At 57.4% G+C, this 16,650-nt stretch carries 19 protein-coding genes and 1 pseudogene; 7 read left to right on the forward strand and 13 right to left on the reverse strand.

The window, feature by feature from the left end; all coding sequences use genetic code 11:
- Positions 1-30 precede the first annotated feature (30 nt).
- The 4 genes from QTO30_RS11840 to QTO30_RS11855 all read left to right on the forward strand — a co-directional run bounded on the left by QTO30_RS11840 (position 31) and on the right by QTO30_RS11855 (position 2,983).
- On the forward strand, positions 31-903 hold the full coding sequence (locus tag QTO30_RS11840) for an NmrA/HSCARG family protein (protein ID WP_340424317.1): 873 nt from the start codon (positions 31-33) through the stop codon (positions 901-903).
- Between the two features lie 61 nt (positions 904-964).
- Entirely contained in the window at positions 965-1,522 is a 558-nt protein-coding gene (locus QTO30_RS11845) for a DUF924 family protein (RefSeq protein ID WP_340424318.1), read from the forward strand.
- On the forward strand, positions 1,519-1,980 hold the full coding sequence (locus tag QTO30_RS11850; RefSeq protein WP_340424319.1) for an SgcJ/EcaC family oxidoreductase: 462 nt from the start codon (positions 1,519-1,521) through the stop codon (positions 1,978-1,980). Before QTO30_RS11845 ends, QTO30_RS11850 begins: the two co-directional genes overlap by 4 nt.
- A 10-nt stretch (positions 1,981-1,990) precedes the next feature.
- Entirely contained in the window at positions 1,991-2,983 is a 993-nt protein-coding gene (locus QTO30_RS11855; protein ID WP_340424320.1) for a glutathione S-transferase family protein, read from the forward strand.
- Between the two features lie 179 nt (positions 2,984-3,162).
- On the opposite strand, the gene QTO30_RS11860 is transcribed toward QTO30_RS11855, so the two are convergent.
- The 10 genes and pseudogenes from QTO30_RS11860 to QTO30_RS11905 form a co-directional block, all read right to left on the reverse strand.
- Complete coding sequence (locus tag QTO30_RS11860) at positions 3,163-3,894, reverse strand: amino acid ABC transporter ATP-binding protein (protein ID WP_340424321.1); 732 nt, start codon at positions 3,892-3,894, stop codon at positions 3,163-3,165.
- Positions 3,894-4,727, reverse strand: coding sequence for an amino acid ABC transporter permease (locus tag QTO30_RS11865; RefSeq protein WP_340424322.1), 834 nt, complete (start codon positions 4,725-4,727; stop codon positions 3,894-3,896). Before QTO30_RS11865 ends, QTO30_RS11860 begins: the two co-directional genes overlap by 1 nt.
- Position 4,728: 1 nt before the next feature.
- Positions 4,729-5,547, reverse strand: a complete 819-nt coding sequence (locus tag QTO30_RS11870) for an ABC transporter substrate-binding protein (protein WP_340424323.1) — start codon at positions 5,545-5,547, stop codon at positions 4,729-4,731.
- 124 nt (positions 5,548-5,671) lie between these two features.
- On the reverse strand, positions 5,672-6,595 hold the full coding sequence (locus tag QTO30_RS11875; RefSeq protein ID WP_340424324.1) for an MBL fold metallo-hydrolase: 924 nt from the start codon (positions 6,593-6,595) through the stop codon (positions 5,672-5,674).
- A 99-nt stretch (positions 6,596-6,694) separates the two neighbouring features.
- Entirely contained in the window at positions 6,695-8,038 is a 1,344-nt protein-coding gene (locus tag QTO30_RS11880; protein WP_340424325.1) for a S41 family peptidase, read from the reverse strand.
- 13 nt (positions 8,039-8,051) lie between these two features.
- Entirely contained in the window at positions 8,052-9,125 is a 1,074-nt protein-coding gene (locus QTO30_RS11885) for a murein hydrolase activator EnvC family protein (RefSeq protein WP_340424326.1), read from the reverse strand.
- Positions 9,122-10,635: pseudogene (gpmI, locus tag QTO30_RS11890) on the reverse strand (2,3-bisphosphoglycerate-independent phosphoglycerate mutase). The gene QTO30_RS11885 and the pseudogene gpmI overlap by 4 nt, the downstream one beginning before the upstream one ends.
- 57 nt (positions 10,636-10,692) lie before the next feature.
- Positions 10,693-11,163 (reverse strand): 23S rRNA (pseudouridine(1915)-N(3))-methyltransferase RlmH, encoded by a 471-nt coding sequence (gene rlmH, locus QTO30_RS11895; protein WP_340424327.1) that lies wholly within the window; start codon positions 11,161-11,163, stop codon positions 10,693-10,695.
- Positions 11,163-11,597 carry a ribosome silencing factor gene (gene rsfS, locus QTO30_RS11900; RefSeq protein WP_340424328.1) on the reverse strand — a complete coding sequence of 145 codons (435 nt, stop codon included), beginning with the start codon at positions 11,595-11,597 and terminating at the stop codon, positions 11,163-11,165. Before rsfS ends, rlmH begins: the two co-directional genes overlap by 1 nt.
- Positions 11,598-11,659: 62 nt before the next feature.
- A complete protein-coding gene (locus QTO30_RS11905; RefSeq protein ID WP_340424329.1) occupies positions 11,660-12,175 on the reverse strand; it encodes a hypothetical protein in 516 nt (171 codons plus the stop codon).
- A gap of 66 nt (positions 12,176-12,241) precedes the next feature.
- Between QTO30_RS11905 and QTO30_RS11910 the strand changes: the two genes are divergently transcribed.
- Both QTO30_RS11910 and QTO30_RS11915 read left to right on the forward strand, forming a co-directional pair.
- Positions 12,242-12,778: a hypothetical protein gene (locus QTO30_RS11910; protein WP_340424330.1), complete on the forward strand. Its 537-nt coding sequence runs from the start codon at positions 12,242-12,244 to the stop codon at positions 12,776-12,778.
- A complete protein-coding gene (locus QTO30_RS11915; RefSeq protein ID WP_340424331.1) occupies positions 12,775-13,023 on the forward strand; it encodes a helix-turn-helix domain-containing protein in 249 nt (82 codons plus the stop codon). The genes QTO30_RS11910 and QTO30_RS11915 overlap by 4 nt, the downstream gene beginning before the upstream one ends.
- Here the strand turns inward: QTO30_RS11915 and QTO30_RS11920 are convergent.
- From QTO30_RS11920 to QTO30_RS11930, 3 genes are read right to left on the reverse strand one after another with little or no spacing between them, the layout of a single operon-like run.
- Positions 13,004-14,029 carry a zinc-binding dehydrogenase gene (locus QTO30_RS11920; RefSeq protein ID WP_340424332.1) on the reverse strand — a complete coding sequence of 342 codons (1,026 nt, stop codon included), beginning with the start codon at positions 14,027-14,029 and terminating at the stop codon, positions 13,004-13,006. The two genes, QTO30_RS11915 and QTO30_RS11920, sit on opposite strands and share 20 nt — an antisense overlap.
- Before the next feature lie 9 nt (positions 14,030-14,038).
- Positions 14,039-14,827 carry an exodeoxyribonuclease III gene (locus QTO30_RS11925; protein WP_340424333.1) on the reverse strand — a complete coding sequence of 263 codons (789 nt, stop codon included), beginning with the start codon at positions 14,825-14,827 and terminating at the stop codon, positions 14,039-14,041.
- A 54-nt stretch (positions 14,828-14,881) separates the two neighbouring features.
- Positions 14,882-15,874, reverse strand: coding sequence for an asparaginase (locus tag QTO30_RS11930; protein WP_340424334.1), 993 nt, complete (start codon positions 15,872-15,874; stop codon positions 14,882-14,884).
- A 197-nt stretch (positions 15,875-16,071) separates the two neighbouring features.
- Between QTO30_RS11930 and QTO30_RS11935 the strand changes: the two genes are divergently transcribed.
- On the forward strand, positions 16,072-16,602 hold the full coding sequence (locus QTO30_RS11935) for an invasion associated locus B family protein (RefSeq protein ID WP_340424335.1): 531 nt from the start codon (positions 16,072-16,074) through the stop codon (positions 16,600-16,602).
- Positions 16,603-16,650 lie beyond the last annotated feature (48 nt).

Genomic DNA, 16,650 nt, shown 5'->3' on the forward strand with positions numbered 1-16,650 from the left:
AACATCAATTGGCTCTGAGAGGATTTGTCCATGTCGTCCCCCAAAATCTATGATCGTCCCATCGTTGTTTCCGGCGCGACCGGCAAACAGGGTGGTGCCGTCGCTAAGCATCTGCTGGCCCACGGCCATTCTGTGCGAGCCCTGACCCGCAGCCCGGATAAGCCTGCCGCGAAGGCGCTGTCAGAGATCGGAGCAGAAGTGGTGAAAGCCGATCTCGAGGATCGCGCCTCGCTGGACGCGGCACTGAAGGGTGCGGCTGGTTTGTATTCAGTGCAAGACTTTTTGGAAGCAGGCGTTGAGGCCGAAGAGCGTCAGGGAAAAACTTTGGCTGAAGCAGCCGCAGCGTCGGATATTGAGCATATCGTCTACACGGGCGCGTCGACCATGGACAGGAACACCGGCGTTCCGCATCTCGACAGTAAGTGGAACGTTGAGATAGCGATCCGCAACTCCGGCAAGCCCTGGACCGTATTTCGCCCCGCCGCCTTCATGGATAACTGGGAATGGGAACGCGAAAGCATCGCCGAGAGTGGTGCGATCCACTACCCGATGCAGCCTGACATGCCCTACGCCCAGATCGCCTGTGACGATATCGGCCGCATGGTGGCGCTTGCTTTTGAACAGCCAAGCATGTGGGCCAACAAAGCCTCTCCAATCACCGGTGACATCTCCACCATGAACGAGGTCGCAGCGACGCTCGGGCGGGTGATGGGGCGCGACGTGGCCTACAACCAAGTCAGCTACGATGAGGCCGAGAAGGCAATGGGCGAAGAGCTGATGCTGATGTTCAAATCCTTCGATGACATCGGCATGGACGGCAGCCCTTACAACCTGCGTCAGTGGCTTGGCGAGATCACCGACTTTGAACCCTATCTGCGCAACGCCGGATGGGGCCAAGATTAAGCACTTGAAACGGGCGAGGCGGATTAAGAGCCGCCCGCCCGGACCAATGAGGGTTTCTAAGATGACCGACGCTGTTCAAGACGTTCTCGAATTCTGGTTTGCCAAAGACATCGCTCGCAACTGGTTCAGTGGCGGCGATGCTTTTGATGCCACGGTGAAGGAGCATTTTGGATCAACGCTGCAAGCGGCAGCAGCAGGGCAACTTGAGAATTGGAAAGAGACGGTCGATGGGCGCCTAGCCCTCGTGATCGTGCTCGATCAGTTCAGCCGCAACATCCATCGCGGCGATGCCGCGACCTATGCCAACGACCCCGCAGGGCTCGCCTTGGCAAAACATGCGCTGCGCATGGGAGATGACCTCTGGCTCAAGACCTACCGCCCCGACGACTGGCGGACTTTTCTTTACCTTCCATTCATGCACAGCGAAGACTTGGAGGATCAGCGCCTATGCCTGGAGCTTCTCCAAATGCATGGCCCCGAACATGGCGTGGCCCACGCACGTCACCATCTCGACATCGTTGCGCGCTTCGGACGCTTCCCGCACCGCAACGCTATCCTTGGCCGCGACAGCACACCCGAAGAACTGGTCTTCATGACCGTAAAGGAGATCGTCGGATGATGCGGAGCTATACAACAGGCGAGGACGTGACTCGGGCTTTCTTCGACGCGTGGAACGCACAAGACCTCGATTGGCTCGCCGATCTGTTCGTGGACGACGCGGACTTCGTGAATGTCGTCGGCTTCTGGTGGACGACGCGTCGCCAAATCCGCAAGGCGCATGACTACGGGTTTCGTAAGATTTTCCAAGACGCGCGCGTTGAAATCGTCGCGCTGAAATCGCGCGCCTTGGGCAAGGATGTCGAGGTCGTTCACACTGTCTCGACCCTCGTTGGCCAGAATGACGAACACGGTATCACAGCAGGTCAGCGCATCGCCGTCATCACCATCGTGGCACACCGGCAGAAAGACGGCGGCTTCCGCATCGTGAGTTGTCAGAACACCGACCGCGTGGATGGTGCAGACACCCATCTCAACACCGATGCAGGCTTCCGCCCCGCATCCTATCAGGTAGATTAAGGAGACACCGATGGGCGTTCTCATTGAAGGCACATGGCACCGGGACGGTGACGAGGAAGTCATCAACGGTGCATTCCAGATGACCACATCGAAGTTCCGTAACTGGATCACAGCAGACGGCTCGGCAGGTCCGACCGGAGAAGGCGGCTTTAAAGCTGAGAGTGGCCGATACCACTTATATGTATCGTATGCTTGTCCTTGGGCGCACCGGACTCTGATCTTTCGTGTGCTGAAGGGCTTGGAAAAGCACATCGACGTTTCCGTCGTGTCGCCATTCCTCGGGGATGAAAGCTGGACCTTTGAACAGGATGCCAAGGATACGACTGGCGACAAACTGATGGGTCACAAGCATCTGCGCGACATCTATATTGCGTCTGAGCCCAAAGCGTCAGGCCGTGTGACGGTACCGGTTCTTTGGGACACGATGACCGAGAAGATCGTGTCCAATGAAAGTGCCGAGATCATCCGCATGTTCAACAGCGCCTTCGATAAGGTCACCGGCAATACCCGAGACTACTGCCCAGACAAATTGCGGAATGAGGTCGACGCCATGAACGCGCGGGTTTTTGAAGCAATCAACAGCGGCGTCTATGCAGCCGGGTTTGCGACAGCCCAGATCGCTTATGATGAAGCCATCACTGAGCTCTTTGACATGCTCGATGAGCTTGAGAAGGTGCTGGGGCGGCAAAGATACCTCATCGGCGACAGGCTCACCGAAGCCGATTGGCGGCTCTTCACATCGCTGGTGCGCTTCGATCACGTCTACCATGGGCACTTTAAGTGCAACCGGAGTAGGTTGATCGACTATCCAAATCTGACTGGTTGGCTACGCGAACTCTTTCAGATGCCGGGGATTTCTGAGACCGTCCGTCTCGATCACGTCATCCCAAACTACTATGCCAGCCACGACTGGATCAATCCAAGCCGCGTGGTGGCTTTCGGACCGGACATGACTTTTGACCAACCGCACGAACGAGAACATCTGAGCACCAACCCCGGCTAGAGCGCTTGCGCGAAGTTGTGTTGCTGTGCGGAATGGCCGCAGCTTGCTACGGCACTAAACACCTCAAAACATCGGAGGACGACCTGGCCAAAAGATTGGTCCATCCTGACGATAGGGAAGCTCGCTCAGTCCCGGATTTGCGCAACAAAGCCGTTTGAAGTCACAATAGAATGATCGATCTACTTCAGCGCGCGCGCGAGGAAGGCTTTGGTCTCTTCGCGTTGTGGTGTTTCGAACAGGGTCGCGGGCGGGCCCTCTTCGATGATTTTGCCGTCCTTGAGGAAGCAGACCTTGTCCGCCGCCTGACGTGCGAACCCCATTTCGTGGGTCGCCAGCACCATTGTCATGCCTTGCTGTTTGAGCATCAACAGCACATCCAGCACTTCGCCCACCAATTGCGGGTCGAGCGCGGAGGTGATTTCATCAAACAACATCACCTCAGGCCGCATCGCCAAGGCACGGATGATCGCGACCCGTTGCTGTTGCCCGCCGGAGAGTTGATCAGGGTAGTTGTGCATCCGGTCGGCCAGCCCGAACCGTTTGAACAGTTCCTCCACCTCACCGACCAGATCAACCTTGGACCGACCGTGAACGCGGCGCGGGGCCAGCATGGCGTTTTCAAGGGCCGTCATATGCGGGAAAAGGTTGAAGCTTTGAAACACCATCCCGATCCGCGCGCGCACGCCCTGCGGGTTCAGACCGGGGATGGCGATGTCTTCGCCATCAAGGAAAATCTCGCCGTCTTCGGTAGGCTCCAGTAGGTTGATACATCGCAACAAGGTCGATTTCCCGGCACCCGATGCCCCGATCAGGCAGACCATCTGACCTTCGTCCACATCCAGATCAATGCCATCGCACACGGTGCTGTCACCAAACCGTTTGACCACGCCGCGCAGTTTCAGTTTCGGCATCAGCTGCGGTCTCGCGTTTGTTTGGCCATCAGATAGTCGGCATAGCGGGTGGCCGGGATCGTGACGATGAGGAAGATGATGGCAGCGCCGACGTAGGGTGTGAAATTGGCGGTGAGGGATTTGAAGACACCGGCTTGGCGAAAGATTTCGACGGGGCCAATGAAGCTGAGCAGCGATACGTCTTTTTGCAGCGCGATCAGCATATTCATCTGCGATGGTACCACATTGCGGATCGCCTGTGGCAGAACGACGTCTCGCATCACCTGCCGCTCTGTCAGGCCAAGTGACAAGGCCGCTGAACGTTGGCTTTGATGCACGCTGTCGATGCCGGAGCGGAAGATCTCGGCCACATAGGCCGAATAAGTCAGGATGAGCGCGAGTGAACCCCAGATGTATGGCGAGTTCCACGGGCGCGGGAGGCCAAGGCCGGGGATGCCGAACCCGATCAGGTAGACGGTTAAGATGACAGGGACACCCCGGAAGACATCGGTAAACGTCGCGCCAAAGATGCGGAGCGGGAAGAGCGCCGGGGATTTCGCGTCGCGGGCGAGCGCAATCAGCAATCCCAAGATCGCAATCGCAGGCGCGGACCATGCGAAGATCATCAGGTTGATCTTGAACGCATCCAGCAGTTTGGGAAAGGTATCGGCCAGCACATCGCCATTGAAGAAACTGCGTTGTACCTTCTCCCATCCCGGGGTTAGGGGAATGAAAATGATCAAACAGGCAACCACCACCACTGTGCTGGTCGCTGCGATGATCAGGGATCGCCTGCGTTGCTGTGCCTCGTATCGTGCGCGGCGGGTCATGCCCGCCGCTTTGATCGTCGTCATATTAGAAGTCGATAAGCGGAACACCTGTGGTGTCCTGTAGCCAGGTCGCTTCGATCGCGGCCAGTTCACCGCTTTCGGTCAGCGCGGCAAGTGCCTCGTCCACGCAAGCCTTCAGCGGATTGCCCTCTTCCATCAACATGCCGAACTGATCGGGGTTGTCGCTGGCATCAGGGGCGAACTGCCCAATAACTTTGGACCCTTCGATCATGACCGCACTGAGAAACAGGGCGGTGGGCAAATCAAACAGCGCCGCATCAATCTGATTGGCCGACATCGCTGCATTCACGTCAGCGTTGTCACCGTAAAGCAGTGGATCGGTCGCGGGTTGGATCACATTCGCCAGCTTCGGCACCGCTGTGGTCGATCCCATGGCGCCCCATTTCAGGTCGCGCAGCGCATCCAAGGTGGGCTCTGTGTCGGTGACATTTTGGCCGACAAGAACGGCCATAGGTGCCGTGTAGTAAGGTGTCGAAAAATCGACAATCTCATCGCGGGCAGCGCTGATCGAATACTGCTGAATGTTCACGTCAAAGTTCTTGGCACCCGGTTGGATCGCCTCATCAAAGGATGAGCGCACCCAAACCACATCTTCATCGGCAAAGCCCATTTCGCCCGCCACGGCATAGGCCACAGCGGCCTCAAAACCCTGCCCGCTTTCGGGTGCATCATCCAGCACCCAAGGGTAGTAGGCCGGATTGCCGGTGGCGATGGTGAACTTACCTTCGGTCAGTGTTTTGCCCGCCGCACAATGACCATCGGCCCAAGCGACCGTTGATGTGAACGCGAACGCTGCCGCCGCAATGGAAAGCGTTTTTGTCATTTTCTCTACCCTTCTGTTTAACCCGTCGGACCAGAGGGTAGTGCGCCGTCATTAGGCTGTCCAGCAAAGGCAGATGGACCACGCCACAATGTCAAAATATGGGCAGTCCGCCGACCTCAGGTGATCAGCTCATCAGTTGTCCGGCTTCCGGCACCCAACGGAACGCTGCGTCGTCGCCGCCCGTGTCGACATAGCCAACAGCGGGGAAAGGCATGTGGTAACCAATCGCGGGCACGCGGTCCGCCGCGATCATACCCAGCACGTTCCGGCGCGCGGCAGCGGCGGCCTCTTTATCGGCGTCAAAGCGGACCTCCCATTCAGGCCGGGCCAAAGACCAGACCGGATGGTTGGCGAGATCGGCAAAGATCACAAGACCCGCGCCGGCGCTATCAAGGCGGTAGACCATATGGCCAGGCGTATGCCCAAAGGCCGCCATGCCAGTGATTCCGCCGACAACGTCATTCCCATCACCAAGGAAGGTCATTTGATCGGCCAGAGGGCGCACATTTGCATCAAAGCCGTCGTTTCCAGCGACTGTCCAATGGTCATATTCGACTTGCCCGGTGACATACCGCGCATTGGCAAAAGTTGGTCCGCCATTGTTCATCAAACCACCGATGTGGTCGCCGTGCATGTGCGTGAGTACGACGATATCAACCTGATCAGCGGTGTACCCTGCGCCCTCAAGCGCCCCAAGTGTGGCGGCCGCATTCAGCCCGGTGTCGAACAATACCAACTCTGATCCGGTGTTCACCAGCGTTGGTGTAAAGAAGAATTGCGAGGCTTCGGTTGAGAGAAAGTTTTGCGCGCTGACGGAGGCAAATTCTTCCTCGGACACGTTCATCCCGAAGATGCCTTGCGGGTTTTCGCGTGGGGTTGTGCCACCAAGGATCGTCGTGACTTCAAAATCACCAATCATGAAACGGCGGTGCGAGGCGAAGCTGGCCCCTTTCATCGGAGCCTCGGCATGTGCAGCACCTGCGGCGAGTCCGGCCAATGGCAGCGCGGCACCTGTGGCAAGCAAATTGCGGCGGGTCAGATTTGTCATCTCGTCTCTCCTTTGGGTCATGCGATGAGCAGCATGAACCAAAGATAGAGCAAAATCGCGACAGTTCACTCAAATGCCCGTGAAGAGTTCAGAACGCCTCTATTCGCTGGCCAAAGCCGTTGGGCCCAAAGCGTTCAGACCTTTCAAAATGTCGATGGCATAGGCCAACTGATAGTCATCCTCGCGCAAGGCCGCAGCCGTCTCTGCCCGTGCACGATCTTCTTCGATTTGACGGATTTCATCTTCGCTTAGACTGTCGTTCTCTAACGACCCGCGCAGTCCGGCTTCAGAGCGCTGCGTGCCCTCTTCCGCGTCTTCGCTGCCATCATCGCGCGGTGCAGGTTGTTCGACGATAATATCTGGCGAGATACCCAGTGATTGAATGGACCGGCCCGACGGCGTGTAATACCGCGCCGTTGTCAGACGCATTGCGCCATCCTGGCTAAGCGGTACGACGGTCTGTACAGAGCCTTTACCGAAAGAGTTGGTTCCGATCACAATCGCACGGCGGTGATCCTGCAAAGCGCCTGCCACGATCTCGGACGCAGACGCAGAGCCACCGTTGATCAGCACCACAATTGGCTTGCCCTCTGCCAGATCGCCCGGTGTTGCGTTGAAACGATCCCCGTCTGCGGCCTCGCGTCCACGGGTAGAGACAATCTCGCCCGCGTCGAGGAAAGCGTCAGAAACGTAGACAGCCTGACTGAGCAAACCGCCGGGATTGTTTCGCAGGTCCAGCACGATGCCGTCGATGTTTTCAAAACCACCCGCTTCTTCGACCTGTTCTTCCATACCCTCGCGCAGGTTCGGGAAGGTTTGTTCGTTAAATGTCGTGATCCGCATCACAACGGCATTGCCTTCGGTCCGCCCACGCACGGCAGTGAGTTTGATCGTGTCGCGGATGATCGAGACGTCAAATGGTTCGATCTCGCCTTCACGCACAATTGTCACGACAATCTCGGCTCCCACCGGGCCGCGCATCAGGCGCACGGCTTCGTCCAAGGTGAGACCCAGAACGCTTTCGCCATCAACAGCGGTAATGAAATCACCGGCCAGAACGCCCGCGGCCTCGGCCGGGGTGCCATCCATGGGAGAGACAACTTTGACCCAACCCTCTTCCTGTGTGACCTCGATGCCCAATCCGCCAAACTCGCCAGATGTACTGACCCGCATGCGTTGCGCTGCGTCGGGTGACAGATAGCTTGAGTGTGGATCAAGCGACGTCAGCATCCCGTTGATCGCCGCTTCGATCAACTCGCGGTCATCAACTTCTTCAACATAGTTGGACCGAATCCGCTCAAAGATATCACCAAAAAGGTCAAGCTGCTCATAGACATTGGTTTCCGATTGCGCTTCTTGGGCCAACAGCGGACCTGCAACCTGCGTTGTTGCCACCAATCCCAGAACGGCACCACCAGCGGCTGCCAAAAGTAACTTCTTCATCGCATATCCTTACCTACTCGACCACAAACCATGTGGCGGGGTCCACGGGACTTTGCCCTTCTCTGACTTCAAGATAAAGGACTTGGGCAGGCTGCCCAGCCGCATTCCCCATATTTTCGGTCAAAATACCGTCATTGAGGACCGTATCTGCCCCCAAAAGGCCAATTGGTGCACCCAAAGGCAGCACTTGGCCGATTGTAACAAAGACCTCTTCAAAGCCCGCCAGCACGAACATGACGTCGACTGCAGGCTCCAGAATCACGACGGTGCCATAGTCCAGCAGCCGACCGTGGAACAGGATGGTGGCGGGTGCGGGCGCCGTGACAAGGGCGCGCGGCTCTGCGGCGATGCGCAACCCTGCGCGCCCACTGGCGTCATCGGGTAGCAGCACACCCGCAACGGGCAATGGCAAATCACCTTCTGCCGTCAAAGTATTGCCGCCGTCGGGCCGCGCTGCCGCAACTTGCGCGGCAAAATCATCCAGCGTTTGCGCACTTGCCACCAGCAATGCCGTTTGGACGGGATCATCTTCAAACCGCGACGGCAGGTCGGTCCGCTCAGACACTGCCTGCCCTAAAGCAGCCCGCGCGGTTTGTGCCCCTTCCAATCCATCGCGCAAGGTTTGTGCCGCAACATCCTGTGCGTCCCTCACGGATTGGGTTTCGGCCAGAAGCGCATTCAGCCTTTCAACCTCGCCCTTCAGTCCTGGCGTGACATCGGCCACCAACATGCCGGCGCGCACCGTGTTCAATGCCCCATCAGGATGGGCGCGCAGGACAGGCTGGGGCGTGGTGCTGATGGCAGACAGAACACCAAGAAGCTGTGCAAACTCTGCGCGGCGAAGGTCCAGCTCTTCGGTGAGGATGCCTTCACGCAACGCGATCTCGCGTTGTTTGGCGCGCATGGCGGCCAGCCCTGTTTCATAGGCCCGCACCGTTTCGGTCAAGGCTGCGATCCGATCACGAGCGCTCTCTGCCGCTTCCAACTGATCCCGGGCCGCCTGCAATTGCAACGCCGCCTCTTGCGCGGTTTGTTGGGACATCGCGCCCGTGGCACAACAGATCAAAAGGGCGGCAAGGCGGATCATCTTTCAATCAAGCTCCGCCCGGTCATTTCAGGAGGCAGCTCCAGCCCCATCAGATCCAGTACTGTCGGTGCAAGATCCGCCAGGCGCCCATCGCGCAAGGTTGCACCCGGCCGTCCGCCGACCAAAGCCACCGGAACCGGGTTCAGCGTATGGGCCGTATGCGGCCCACCTGTTTCAGGATCAATCATGGTTTCGCAATTGCCGTGGTCAGCAGTGACAATCATCGCGCCACCGGCGGCTTCAAGCGCCTTCACCACCTGCCCCAAGCCATCATCAACGGCTTCGCAGGCCTTGATCGCCGCGCCCAGATCACCTGTATGCCCGACCATATCGGGATTGGCATAGTTTGTGACGATCAGATCATAGCCCTCTTCAATGGCTTTGACAAAATGCGCGGTGACTTCTGGTGCGGACATCTCGGGCTGCAAATCATAGGTCGCTACTTTAGGTGATTTAGGCATATAGCGATCTTCGCCCTTCTCAGGCGTCTCAATCCCGCCATTCAGAAAGAAGGTCACGTGGGGGTACTTTTCGGTTTCTGCTAAGCGAAACTGACGCAGATCATGTTTGGCGACCCATGCACCAAGTGTGTTTTGAATATCCCGTTTGGGAAAAACAGTGTCGAACCATCTGTCATGACAGTCTGAATAGGTAACCATGCCAAGGAGCGCGGCCAATTTGGACTGCGTGCGTGCAAACCCATCAAAATCCGGATCCGCAATCGCGGCTAAATTTCGCGAGCCCGATCAGAACGGAAGTTGAGACAGAAAAACCCGTCACCCTCGGCGACACCGTTGTAATCTGCAATCACGGTGGCAGGGATAAACTCATCTGTTTTGCCGTTTTCATAGGCTGCTGTGATTGCAGCCTGTGGTGTATCGGCGTTGCCGCCTTCGCCTTTCATCATCGCATCATAGGCCGTTTCGACCCGTTCCCAGCGATTATCCCGGTCCATGGCAAAGTAGCGGCCAATTACAGTCGCAATGCGAGCGTTTGGTGGCAGGTTACCCTGAAGGGCAGTCATGAAGCCTTCTGCCGAAGAGGGCGCCACATCCCGCCCGTCGGTAATCGCATGGACCGCAACAGGCACGCCCGCATCGGTGAGCGCCTTGGCCGCGGCAATAATATGGTCCAAATGTCCATGCACGCCACCGTCAGATACAACACCCATCAGATGCGCAGTGCCACCCGCTGCCTTCATTTTCGCGATGAACGCGACAAGCGCGTCAGCTTCAAAAAACGACCCATCCTCAATCGACAGTTCGATCTGCCCAAGGTCCATCGCCACAATACGCCCGGCACCGATGTTCGTATGGCCGACCTCAGAATTACCCATCTGACCACCGGGCAGGCCTGCTTCACGACCGTGGGTCAAAAGCTGGGCATGCGGGCCTTGCATGATAGCATCAAAGTGCGGGGTATGGGCTTGCGCAGGAGCGTTGCCCTCCACCTCATCACGCAGCCCCCAGCCATCGAGGATACAGAGGACGACAGGTTTGGGGGTGGGCATGGTGGTCTCCTGATAGCTTGGCGGTGGTTTAGCGCATCGTGGCCGGGCCGCAAACCGCTAAGCGCGGTGATATGGTCCACCGGCAAGAATAGACGCCGCACGGTAAAGCTGTTCGGCCAGCATCACACGCACCAGCATGTGCGGCCAGACCATTTTACCAAAGCTCAGGCTGGCATCCGCACGTGCACGCAATGTTGGATCAATTCCGTCCGCACCACCAACGATAAAGCTCACATCCTGCCGCCCTTGGTCACGCCAATCAGCGAGTAGGGCTGCAAAGTCCGGCGAGCTCATCACCTTGCCCCGTTCATCCATGGTGCAGATCAGGGCACCATCGGGCAGGGCACGGCCCAATAGCCCCGCTTCGGCGGCCATGCCGCCGCCTTTTTTATCTTCGACTTCGATCAATTGCGCAGGGCCAAGGGCCAAGGCCCGCCCGGTCCGGTCAAACCGGGTGAGGTAATCATCATAAAGATCGCGCTCAGGCCCTTTGCGCAAACGGCCCACAGCGCAGATTTGCACGCGCATCAGACGGCGTTCGCAACCCCGGGCTGCCACATCTTTTCAAGCTGATAAAACTCGCGCACTTCGGGACGGAAGATGTGCACGATGATATCGCCCGTGTCGATCAGTACCCAATCACCGGTGTCTTTACCTTCGGTCTTGGAGATGATCCCAAAGTCTTGTTTGACGCGATCAGCCAGCTTTTCAGCCATGGCCGTGACCTGACGCGATGAACGACCGGAGACTATGACCATATAGTCACCGATCTCAGACTTGCCGCGCAGATTGATCTGCACGATGTCTTCGCCTTTGTCTTCTTCAAGAGATTTGAGAACAGCCGCCAAAAGGGTTTCGCTGCTTGCTTGCTGGGCCGTCATTGCTGCGGCTCCGGCTTTGGCTGGTGTACCAGCCGTTGTAGAAAGAGACAGTTCATTGTCCTCCTTATAGCACGTCGTCATGGCCCCGACGCGAGGGCATATCCAAAAAGTAGCAACGCCCAGCGCATTTTTCAACATTTCGCTTATGGGCAAGCGCCCATGTCGCGGATTTGTGCATCCGGTGCAACCGCCGAAAGCGGGCCGTTGCGGACAAGTGGCAGGAATGCACCGTCTTCTGCGAGGCGCAGACCGACACTGACACGCGCATTGGGGGCTGGGCCATCGCCAATAAGGCAAGGTGATAGGCTGATTCCCAGTGACCCATTGCTCGCATCTTCATTCTCGGCCTCCCACGCGCGCGCGGTCGCTTGTAAGGCCCGCAGTTCAGAGAGATCCTGAGGTGCCACCCGGAACACTGATCCCTCGCGCTCTAATACAAAGGCACCTGATTGCATCTCTCCGGTGTCAGATCGTGTGACGGCGAACATCAACTGGGCCGTGCCGGGCACGATGTCGATGCCCGCAGGCAGTGACAGGTCAATCGCGAACCCCGCCAGGTCAGCCGTTGTTGGCGACACATCGTTCAAACGCATAACCGTGGACGGCACGATGCTGGTACAGGCTGAAAGCAGTAGGGCAGATAGAACTCCAATTCGCATACGAATCTCCTTTGACTTTATTTATTTATTGTTTTACGATAAATTATAAAAATGAAAAGGTGATAAATGTCGAAACTCAACCAAGTATCAAAATGGGCCGCTGTTTTGCGCGGCATCACAATCGGCGCGATGGTTGTCTTGCCTGTCACCATCACCGGCGGATTGTTGAACACACCGTTGGTGCCAGAGGCCCTGAACGGTGCGCTCAACGGGGTCACGGCATCGCCGGACGCCACGCGCGGGCAGATGATGACAGTTGTTGCCCTTAATCTGATCAGTCCTCTGATCCTGTTTTTGACGCTAAATGAAATGCGCAAGCTCTTTGGCGCTTATGTCAAAGGTCACGTGTTGACAGAGGCAAGCGCGCGACTGATCCAACGGATTGGGCAGGGTTTTCTGGCGCTGGCGATTGTACCTTTCGTGCTGCGACCCGTGCAATCCGCCTTGATGACACTGGCCAACCCACCGGGCGAGCGCAGCATTGCCATCGGTTTGGACAACGATATGATCTTCTTTGCGCTGTCAGGTGGGCTGATTGTCGTGATCGGCTGGGCGATGCGCGAAGCCTCTGACGTTGCGGCAGAAAACAAGTCGTTCGTATGACCGACGTGCAGATTATCGTCCGTCTCGACGTCATGCTGGCGCTGCGCAAAATGAAATCGCGTGATCTTGCGCAGGCTGTCGGCATTACCGAACAAAACATCAGCCTGCTGAAATCAGGCAAGGTCAAGGGGATCAGGTTTGATACCCTTGCCAAGATTTGTGCGGTTTTGAACTGCCAGCCGGGCGATTTGCTCGAGGCGCAGACGCCCGCAGATGACGCTGACTTTATGCGCGCGGGTCAATAAAGGCTTTGCCGTCGGGCAAGGCCAAGACCGCTGGCAACTTATCCATAGCCTCAGATAATGGCACGATCCCGGCAACATCGGTTTTCCACGTGCCGCTGACGAACCGGTCCTGAATCTCGACGAAAGCCTGCGGGATGCGCGCCTGATCAACCTCTTTCATCCAGCGGGTCAGCCAGAACCCTTCGATCTGTTTGCTTTGAAAGATCAGCTGTCCCAGCTGCGAAAGCGCGGGCGCCTCCATTGACAGTTTGCCGTAGTTCACCCAGCGGGTATGGCTGGGCATGGCAAAGAACAGGTCCGAGGTGAATTGGTCACCTACTGCATCCAGCAGGACACGCGGTTTCAGCGTCTCGAAAATCGTTTTTGCCGCGCCTAGCGGATCTGGTTCTCCGGTCACGATCACCGCGGCAGCACCCAGTGCTTTCAGGCTTTCGGCTTGTGCAGAGCGGCGCACCACGGCAATCGGTTTCACGCCGTGATCGCGGCCTAGGGCAATCAGCAGTTTGCCCAGTTGAGACCCGGCGGCATTCAGAACAAAGCTGTCCGCACCGCTCTCCTTCACGATGTCGAACATCGCAATGGCTGTCAGCGGATTGACCAACTGACCAGCCGCATCCACATCGGCCAGATCAGGACGGCAGGGTACCAAAGTCGTGACATCGGTCATTGCATATTCGGCCCAAGAACCAGAGGCGGAGGCGAAAAAGCTGACGCGTTGGCCCTTTAGCGGCGTCTCTCCTGCAACCACTTCGCCCACACCCTCAAACCCGGCGGGCATGCCTTTCACACGCGGCTGACCATATTCGCCTTTGATGAAGTGGATATCTGACGGGTTCACTGCGGCGAGATTGACCTTGATCACCGCCTGCCCCTTACCCGGCGTCGGAACTGCAACAGACCGTTTTTCCAGAAACGGGGTCAAATCGGCGATATTCGGGCCGCTCTGCGTGCCGGCGTAGCCATCATGCAGTTGGACAAGCGCAGTCATTTCGTTAGGCAGTGTCATCAGGGTCTCCTAAAGATCAAAAGTAGCAAAGACTGGCGCATGATCGCTGGGCTTCTCCCATCCACGCGCATCCCGCAGAACCCGGCTACCATATGCAGCATTCCTGATATCGGGTGTCGCCCAGACGTGATCAAGGCGGCGGCCCTTGTCGGCGGCGGCCCAGTCCTTTGCGCGGTATGACCACCAGCTATAAAGCTTGCCTTCTGTGATGTCGTTGCGGGTCACGTCAGACCAATCGCCAGCTTCCATCACATCGGCGAAATGTTCGACCTCGATGGGTGTATGGCTGACGACCTTGAGCAGTTTTTTATGATCCCAAACATCGTCCTCGCGCGGTGCGATATTCAGATCACCAACAAGGATGGATTTCTGCGGCTTCTGCGCATGATAAGCGTCGCGCATATCGGTCAGATAGTCGAGCTTTTGGCCAAACTTCTCATTCACCTCGCGGTCAGCAACATCGCCGCCCGCAGGGACGTAGTGATTGTGAATCGTCACCCCGTTTTCCAGCTTGCCAGCAATATGACGGGCATGACCCAGCCCAGCGTAGTCTTCGGCCCCGGCCTCGACCATCGGGATTTTCGAGAAGATCGCGACGCCATTGTACCCCTTTTGCCCGCGCGCAACCATGTGGGTGTAGCCGAGGGACTGAAACTGCTCGAGCGGGATTTTATCAACAGGGCTTTTGCATTCTTGCAGGCACAGCACATCCGGCGCTTCCTCTTGCATGAGCTTGGCAACGATGTCTTCGCGAAGTCGGACTGAGTTGATGTTCCAAGTGGCGAGTGTAAATGGCATTGTACTATCCGTTCTGATGATTGGGGCGTTTTGCCCAACATGATTTAAGTCGTCTCAAAGGCCGAGTACCGGCGCAGGGCGAATATACCCTGTTTCAATATGACGCCGGTTTTTGATTGCCGGACGCATCCGCGCCCGAGTAGCCGGGTGATCGGCATCAAGCACCCCGTATTTGACGAGGATCGCGGCGATCGCGGCCTCACTGGCACGGGTGGCGCCATCTGCAATCTTTAACGCAATGCCGAGGCGCTTCTCAGGAACAATTGCGACAAACACGCCCTCAGCGCCGGTCTTGATGGCAACCTTATGGTCCATCGCACGCATCAAATCTGTGCAGGCGCGGGTTTCGCCCGCCACCAACTCTGGATAGCGCGTCATTGCGGCAACCAGTTTCTGCGCTGCACTGCTGCGCAAATCTGATCGGTCCCCTGCCGTCGCAAAAAACGACATCGCGCGCGCCAACCCATGCACGGTACATGCGTGGTTGGGCGCAGAGCAGCCGTCGATCCCAAACACTGGGCTGGTTTCCTGGGTGACTTCTTCGAAAGCGACCTTGCAAGCTTGCTGCACCGGGTGGTCAATCAATTCGTAATCCGGCCCAGCTTTGAGGTGCTTGGACAGCGTCAGGAAACCTGCGTGCTTCCCAGAACAGTTGTTGTGCACCTGGCAAGGGCTTTGATGGGCGCGGATCAGACCATACCGCGCATCGCGATCATCGGGCATCTGCGGCCCACAACGAAAGGCATCATCTGAAAGGCCAAGGTCATCTAACCATGCTTTCACACGATCGGTATGGATCGCCGCACCCTGATGGGACGCGCAAGCCAAGGCGAGCTGCTCATCTGTCAAACCTGCTCCTGCCCCGCTTTCCAGCAAGGGCAAGGCCTGAATCATCTTCGCGGATGACCGCGGATAGATCAGCGCTGTCGGATCACCCCAGCTTTCGACGATCTGACCGGTGTCATCGCACGCAACTGCGTGACCTTGATGGATGCACTCCAACAGGTCGCCGCGCCACACTTCGACCAGATCAACGGGATTTGCCATTCTTTTGCCTTTTTGGATTGTATATGTCAGTTGCGTAGCGCAGAGCACGTCACACGGGGGCTTTCCCCTGCGGGCGATTTTTTGCTAAGCTCTAGGCTATCGAGTTGAACAACGTCTCGCCAGTCGAAAAGGTGCCGTCAGATGCGCCAATGACCGGATGGGGCATCCAGAGGCAAGGACAGCTTGGAGGCTGTAGAATGATTTTGAATTTTTCGCGTATGATTGGCGTGTCGCTGGCGCTGTTGCTGGCAAATGCGGCCACAGCACAGGAAGAAAGCGATAACCGCGTGTCTGCAAACACCGATTGGAGCGTGTTTGTTGAAAGCGATCCAAATGAATGCTGGGCGGTATCCGCGCCCAAGGAAACGCTCAACACGCGCGATGGTAACTCCGTTGATGTGCGCCGCGGTGATATCCGGTTGATCGTATTCTATCGTCCGTCAGAGAACGTGAGCGGTCAGGTCATGTTCACCGGTGGCTATCCATTCGCAAACGAATCAACCGTCAGCGTGCAAGTGGGCGACACCACGTTCCAGATGTTCACCCAAGGTGAAACCGCCTGGCCTGCTACGCCAGAGGACGACGCAAAATTCGTGGCGGCCATGAAGCGTGGCGCCAATGCTGTTGTCACAGGCCGTTCTGGCCGGGGCACCCAAACACAAGATACCTTCAGCTTGCTGGGCTTTACCGCCGCTGTGGACGAAGCGGCCAATCGCTGCGCGGGCTAGGCCCCTCACTCTGTTAACGCAAAGAGGCGGTTTCCTTGTGGAAACCGC

This window comes from Yoonia sp. GPGPB17 (assembly GCF_037892195.1).
In the GTDB taxonomy this organism is placed as follows: domain Bacteria; phylum Pseudomonadota; class Alphaproteobacteria; order Rhodobacterales; family Rhodobacteraceae; genus Yoonia.

What these genes read in the sequence shown, in the direction of transcription:
- QTO30_RS11840 (WP_340424317.1), top strand. Translation starts at nt 31, where the DNA reads ATGTCGTCCCCCAAAATCTATGATCGTCCCATCGTTGTTTCCGGCGCG.
- QTO30_RS11845 (WP_340424318.1), top strand. Translation starts at nt 965, where the DNA reads ATGACCGACGCTGTTCAAGACGTTCTCGAATTCTGGTTTGCCAAAGAC.
- QTO30_RS11850 (WP_340424319.1), top strand. Translation starts at nt 1,519, where the DNA reads ATGATGCGGAGCTATACAACAGGCGAGGACGTGACTCGGGCTTTCTTC.
- QTO30_RS11855 (WP_340424320.1), top strand. Translation starts at nt 1,991, where the DNA reads ATGGGCGTTCTCATTGAAGGCACATGGCACCGGGACGGTGACGAGGAA.
- QTO30_RS11860 (WP_340424321.1), bottom strand. Translation starts at nt 3,894, where the DNA reads ATGCCGAAACTGAAACTGCGCGGCGTGGTCAAACGGTTTGGTGACAGC.
- QTO30_RS11865 (WP_340424322.1), bottom strand. Translation starts at nt 4,727, where the DNA reads ATGACGACGATCAAAGCGGCGGGCATGACCCGCCGCGCACGATACGAG.
- QTO30_RS11870 (WP_340424323.1), bottom strand. Translation starts at nt 5,547, where the DNA reads ATGACAAAAACGCTTTCCATTGCGGCGGCAGCGTTCGCGTTCACATCA.
- QTO30_RS11875 (WP_340424324.1), bottom strand. Translation starts at nt 6,595, where the DNA reads ATGACAAATCTGACCCGCCGCAATTTGCTTGCCACAGGTGCCGCGCTG.
- QTO30_RS11880 (WP_340424325.1), bottom strand. Translation starts at nt 8,038, where the DNA reads ATGAAGAAGTTACTTTTGGCAGCCGCTGGTGGTGCCGTTCTGGGATTG.
- QTO30_RS11885 (WP_340424326.1), bottom strand. Translation starts at nt 9,125, where the DNA reads ATGATCCGCCTTGCCGCCCTTTTGATCTGTTGTGCCACGGGCGCGATG.
- rlmH (WP_340424327.1), bottom strand. Translation starts at nt 11,163, where the DNA reads ATGCGCGTGCAAATCTGCGCTGTGGGCCGTTTGCGCAAAGGGCCTGAG.
- rsfS (WP_340424328.1), bottom strand. Translation starts at nt 11,597, where the DNA reads ATGACGACGTGCTATAAGGAGGACAATGAACTGTCTCTTTCTACAACG.
- QTO30_RS11905 (WP_340424329.1), bottom strand. Translation starts at nt 12,175, where the DNA reads ATGCGAATTGGAGTTCTATCTGCCCTACTGCTTTCAGCCTGTACCAGC.
- QTO30_RS11910 (WP_340424330.1), top strand. Translation starts at nt 12,242, where the DNA reads ATGTCGAAACTCAACCAAGTATCAAAATGGGCCGCTGTTTTGCGCGGC.
- QTO30_RS11915 (WP_340424331.1), top strand. Translation starts at nt 12,775, where the DNA reads ATGACCGACGTGCAGATTATCGTCCGTCTCGACGTCATGCTGGCGCTG.
- QTO30_RS11920 (WP_340424332.1), bottom strand. Translation starts at nt 14,029, where the DNA reads ATGACACTGCCTAACGAAATGACTGCGCTTGTCCAACTGCATGATGGC.
- QTO30_RS11925 (WP_340424333.1), bottom strand. Translation starts at nt 14,827, where the DNA reads ATGCCATTTACACTCGCCACTTGGAACATCAACTCAGTCCGACTTCGC.
- QTO30_RS11930 (WP_340424334.1), bottom strand. Translation starts at nt 15,874, where the DNA reads ATGGCAAATCCCGTTGATCTGGTCGAAGTGTGGCGCGGCGACCTGTTG.
- QTO30_RS11935 (WP_340424335.1), top strand. Translation starts at nt 16,072, where the DNA reads ATGATTTTGAATTTTTCGCGTATGATTGGCGTGTCGCTGGCGCTGTTG.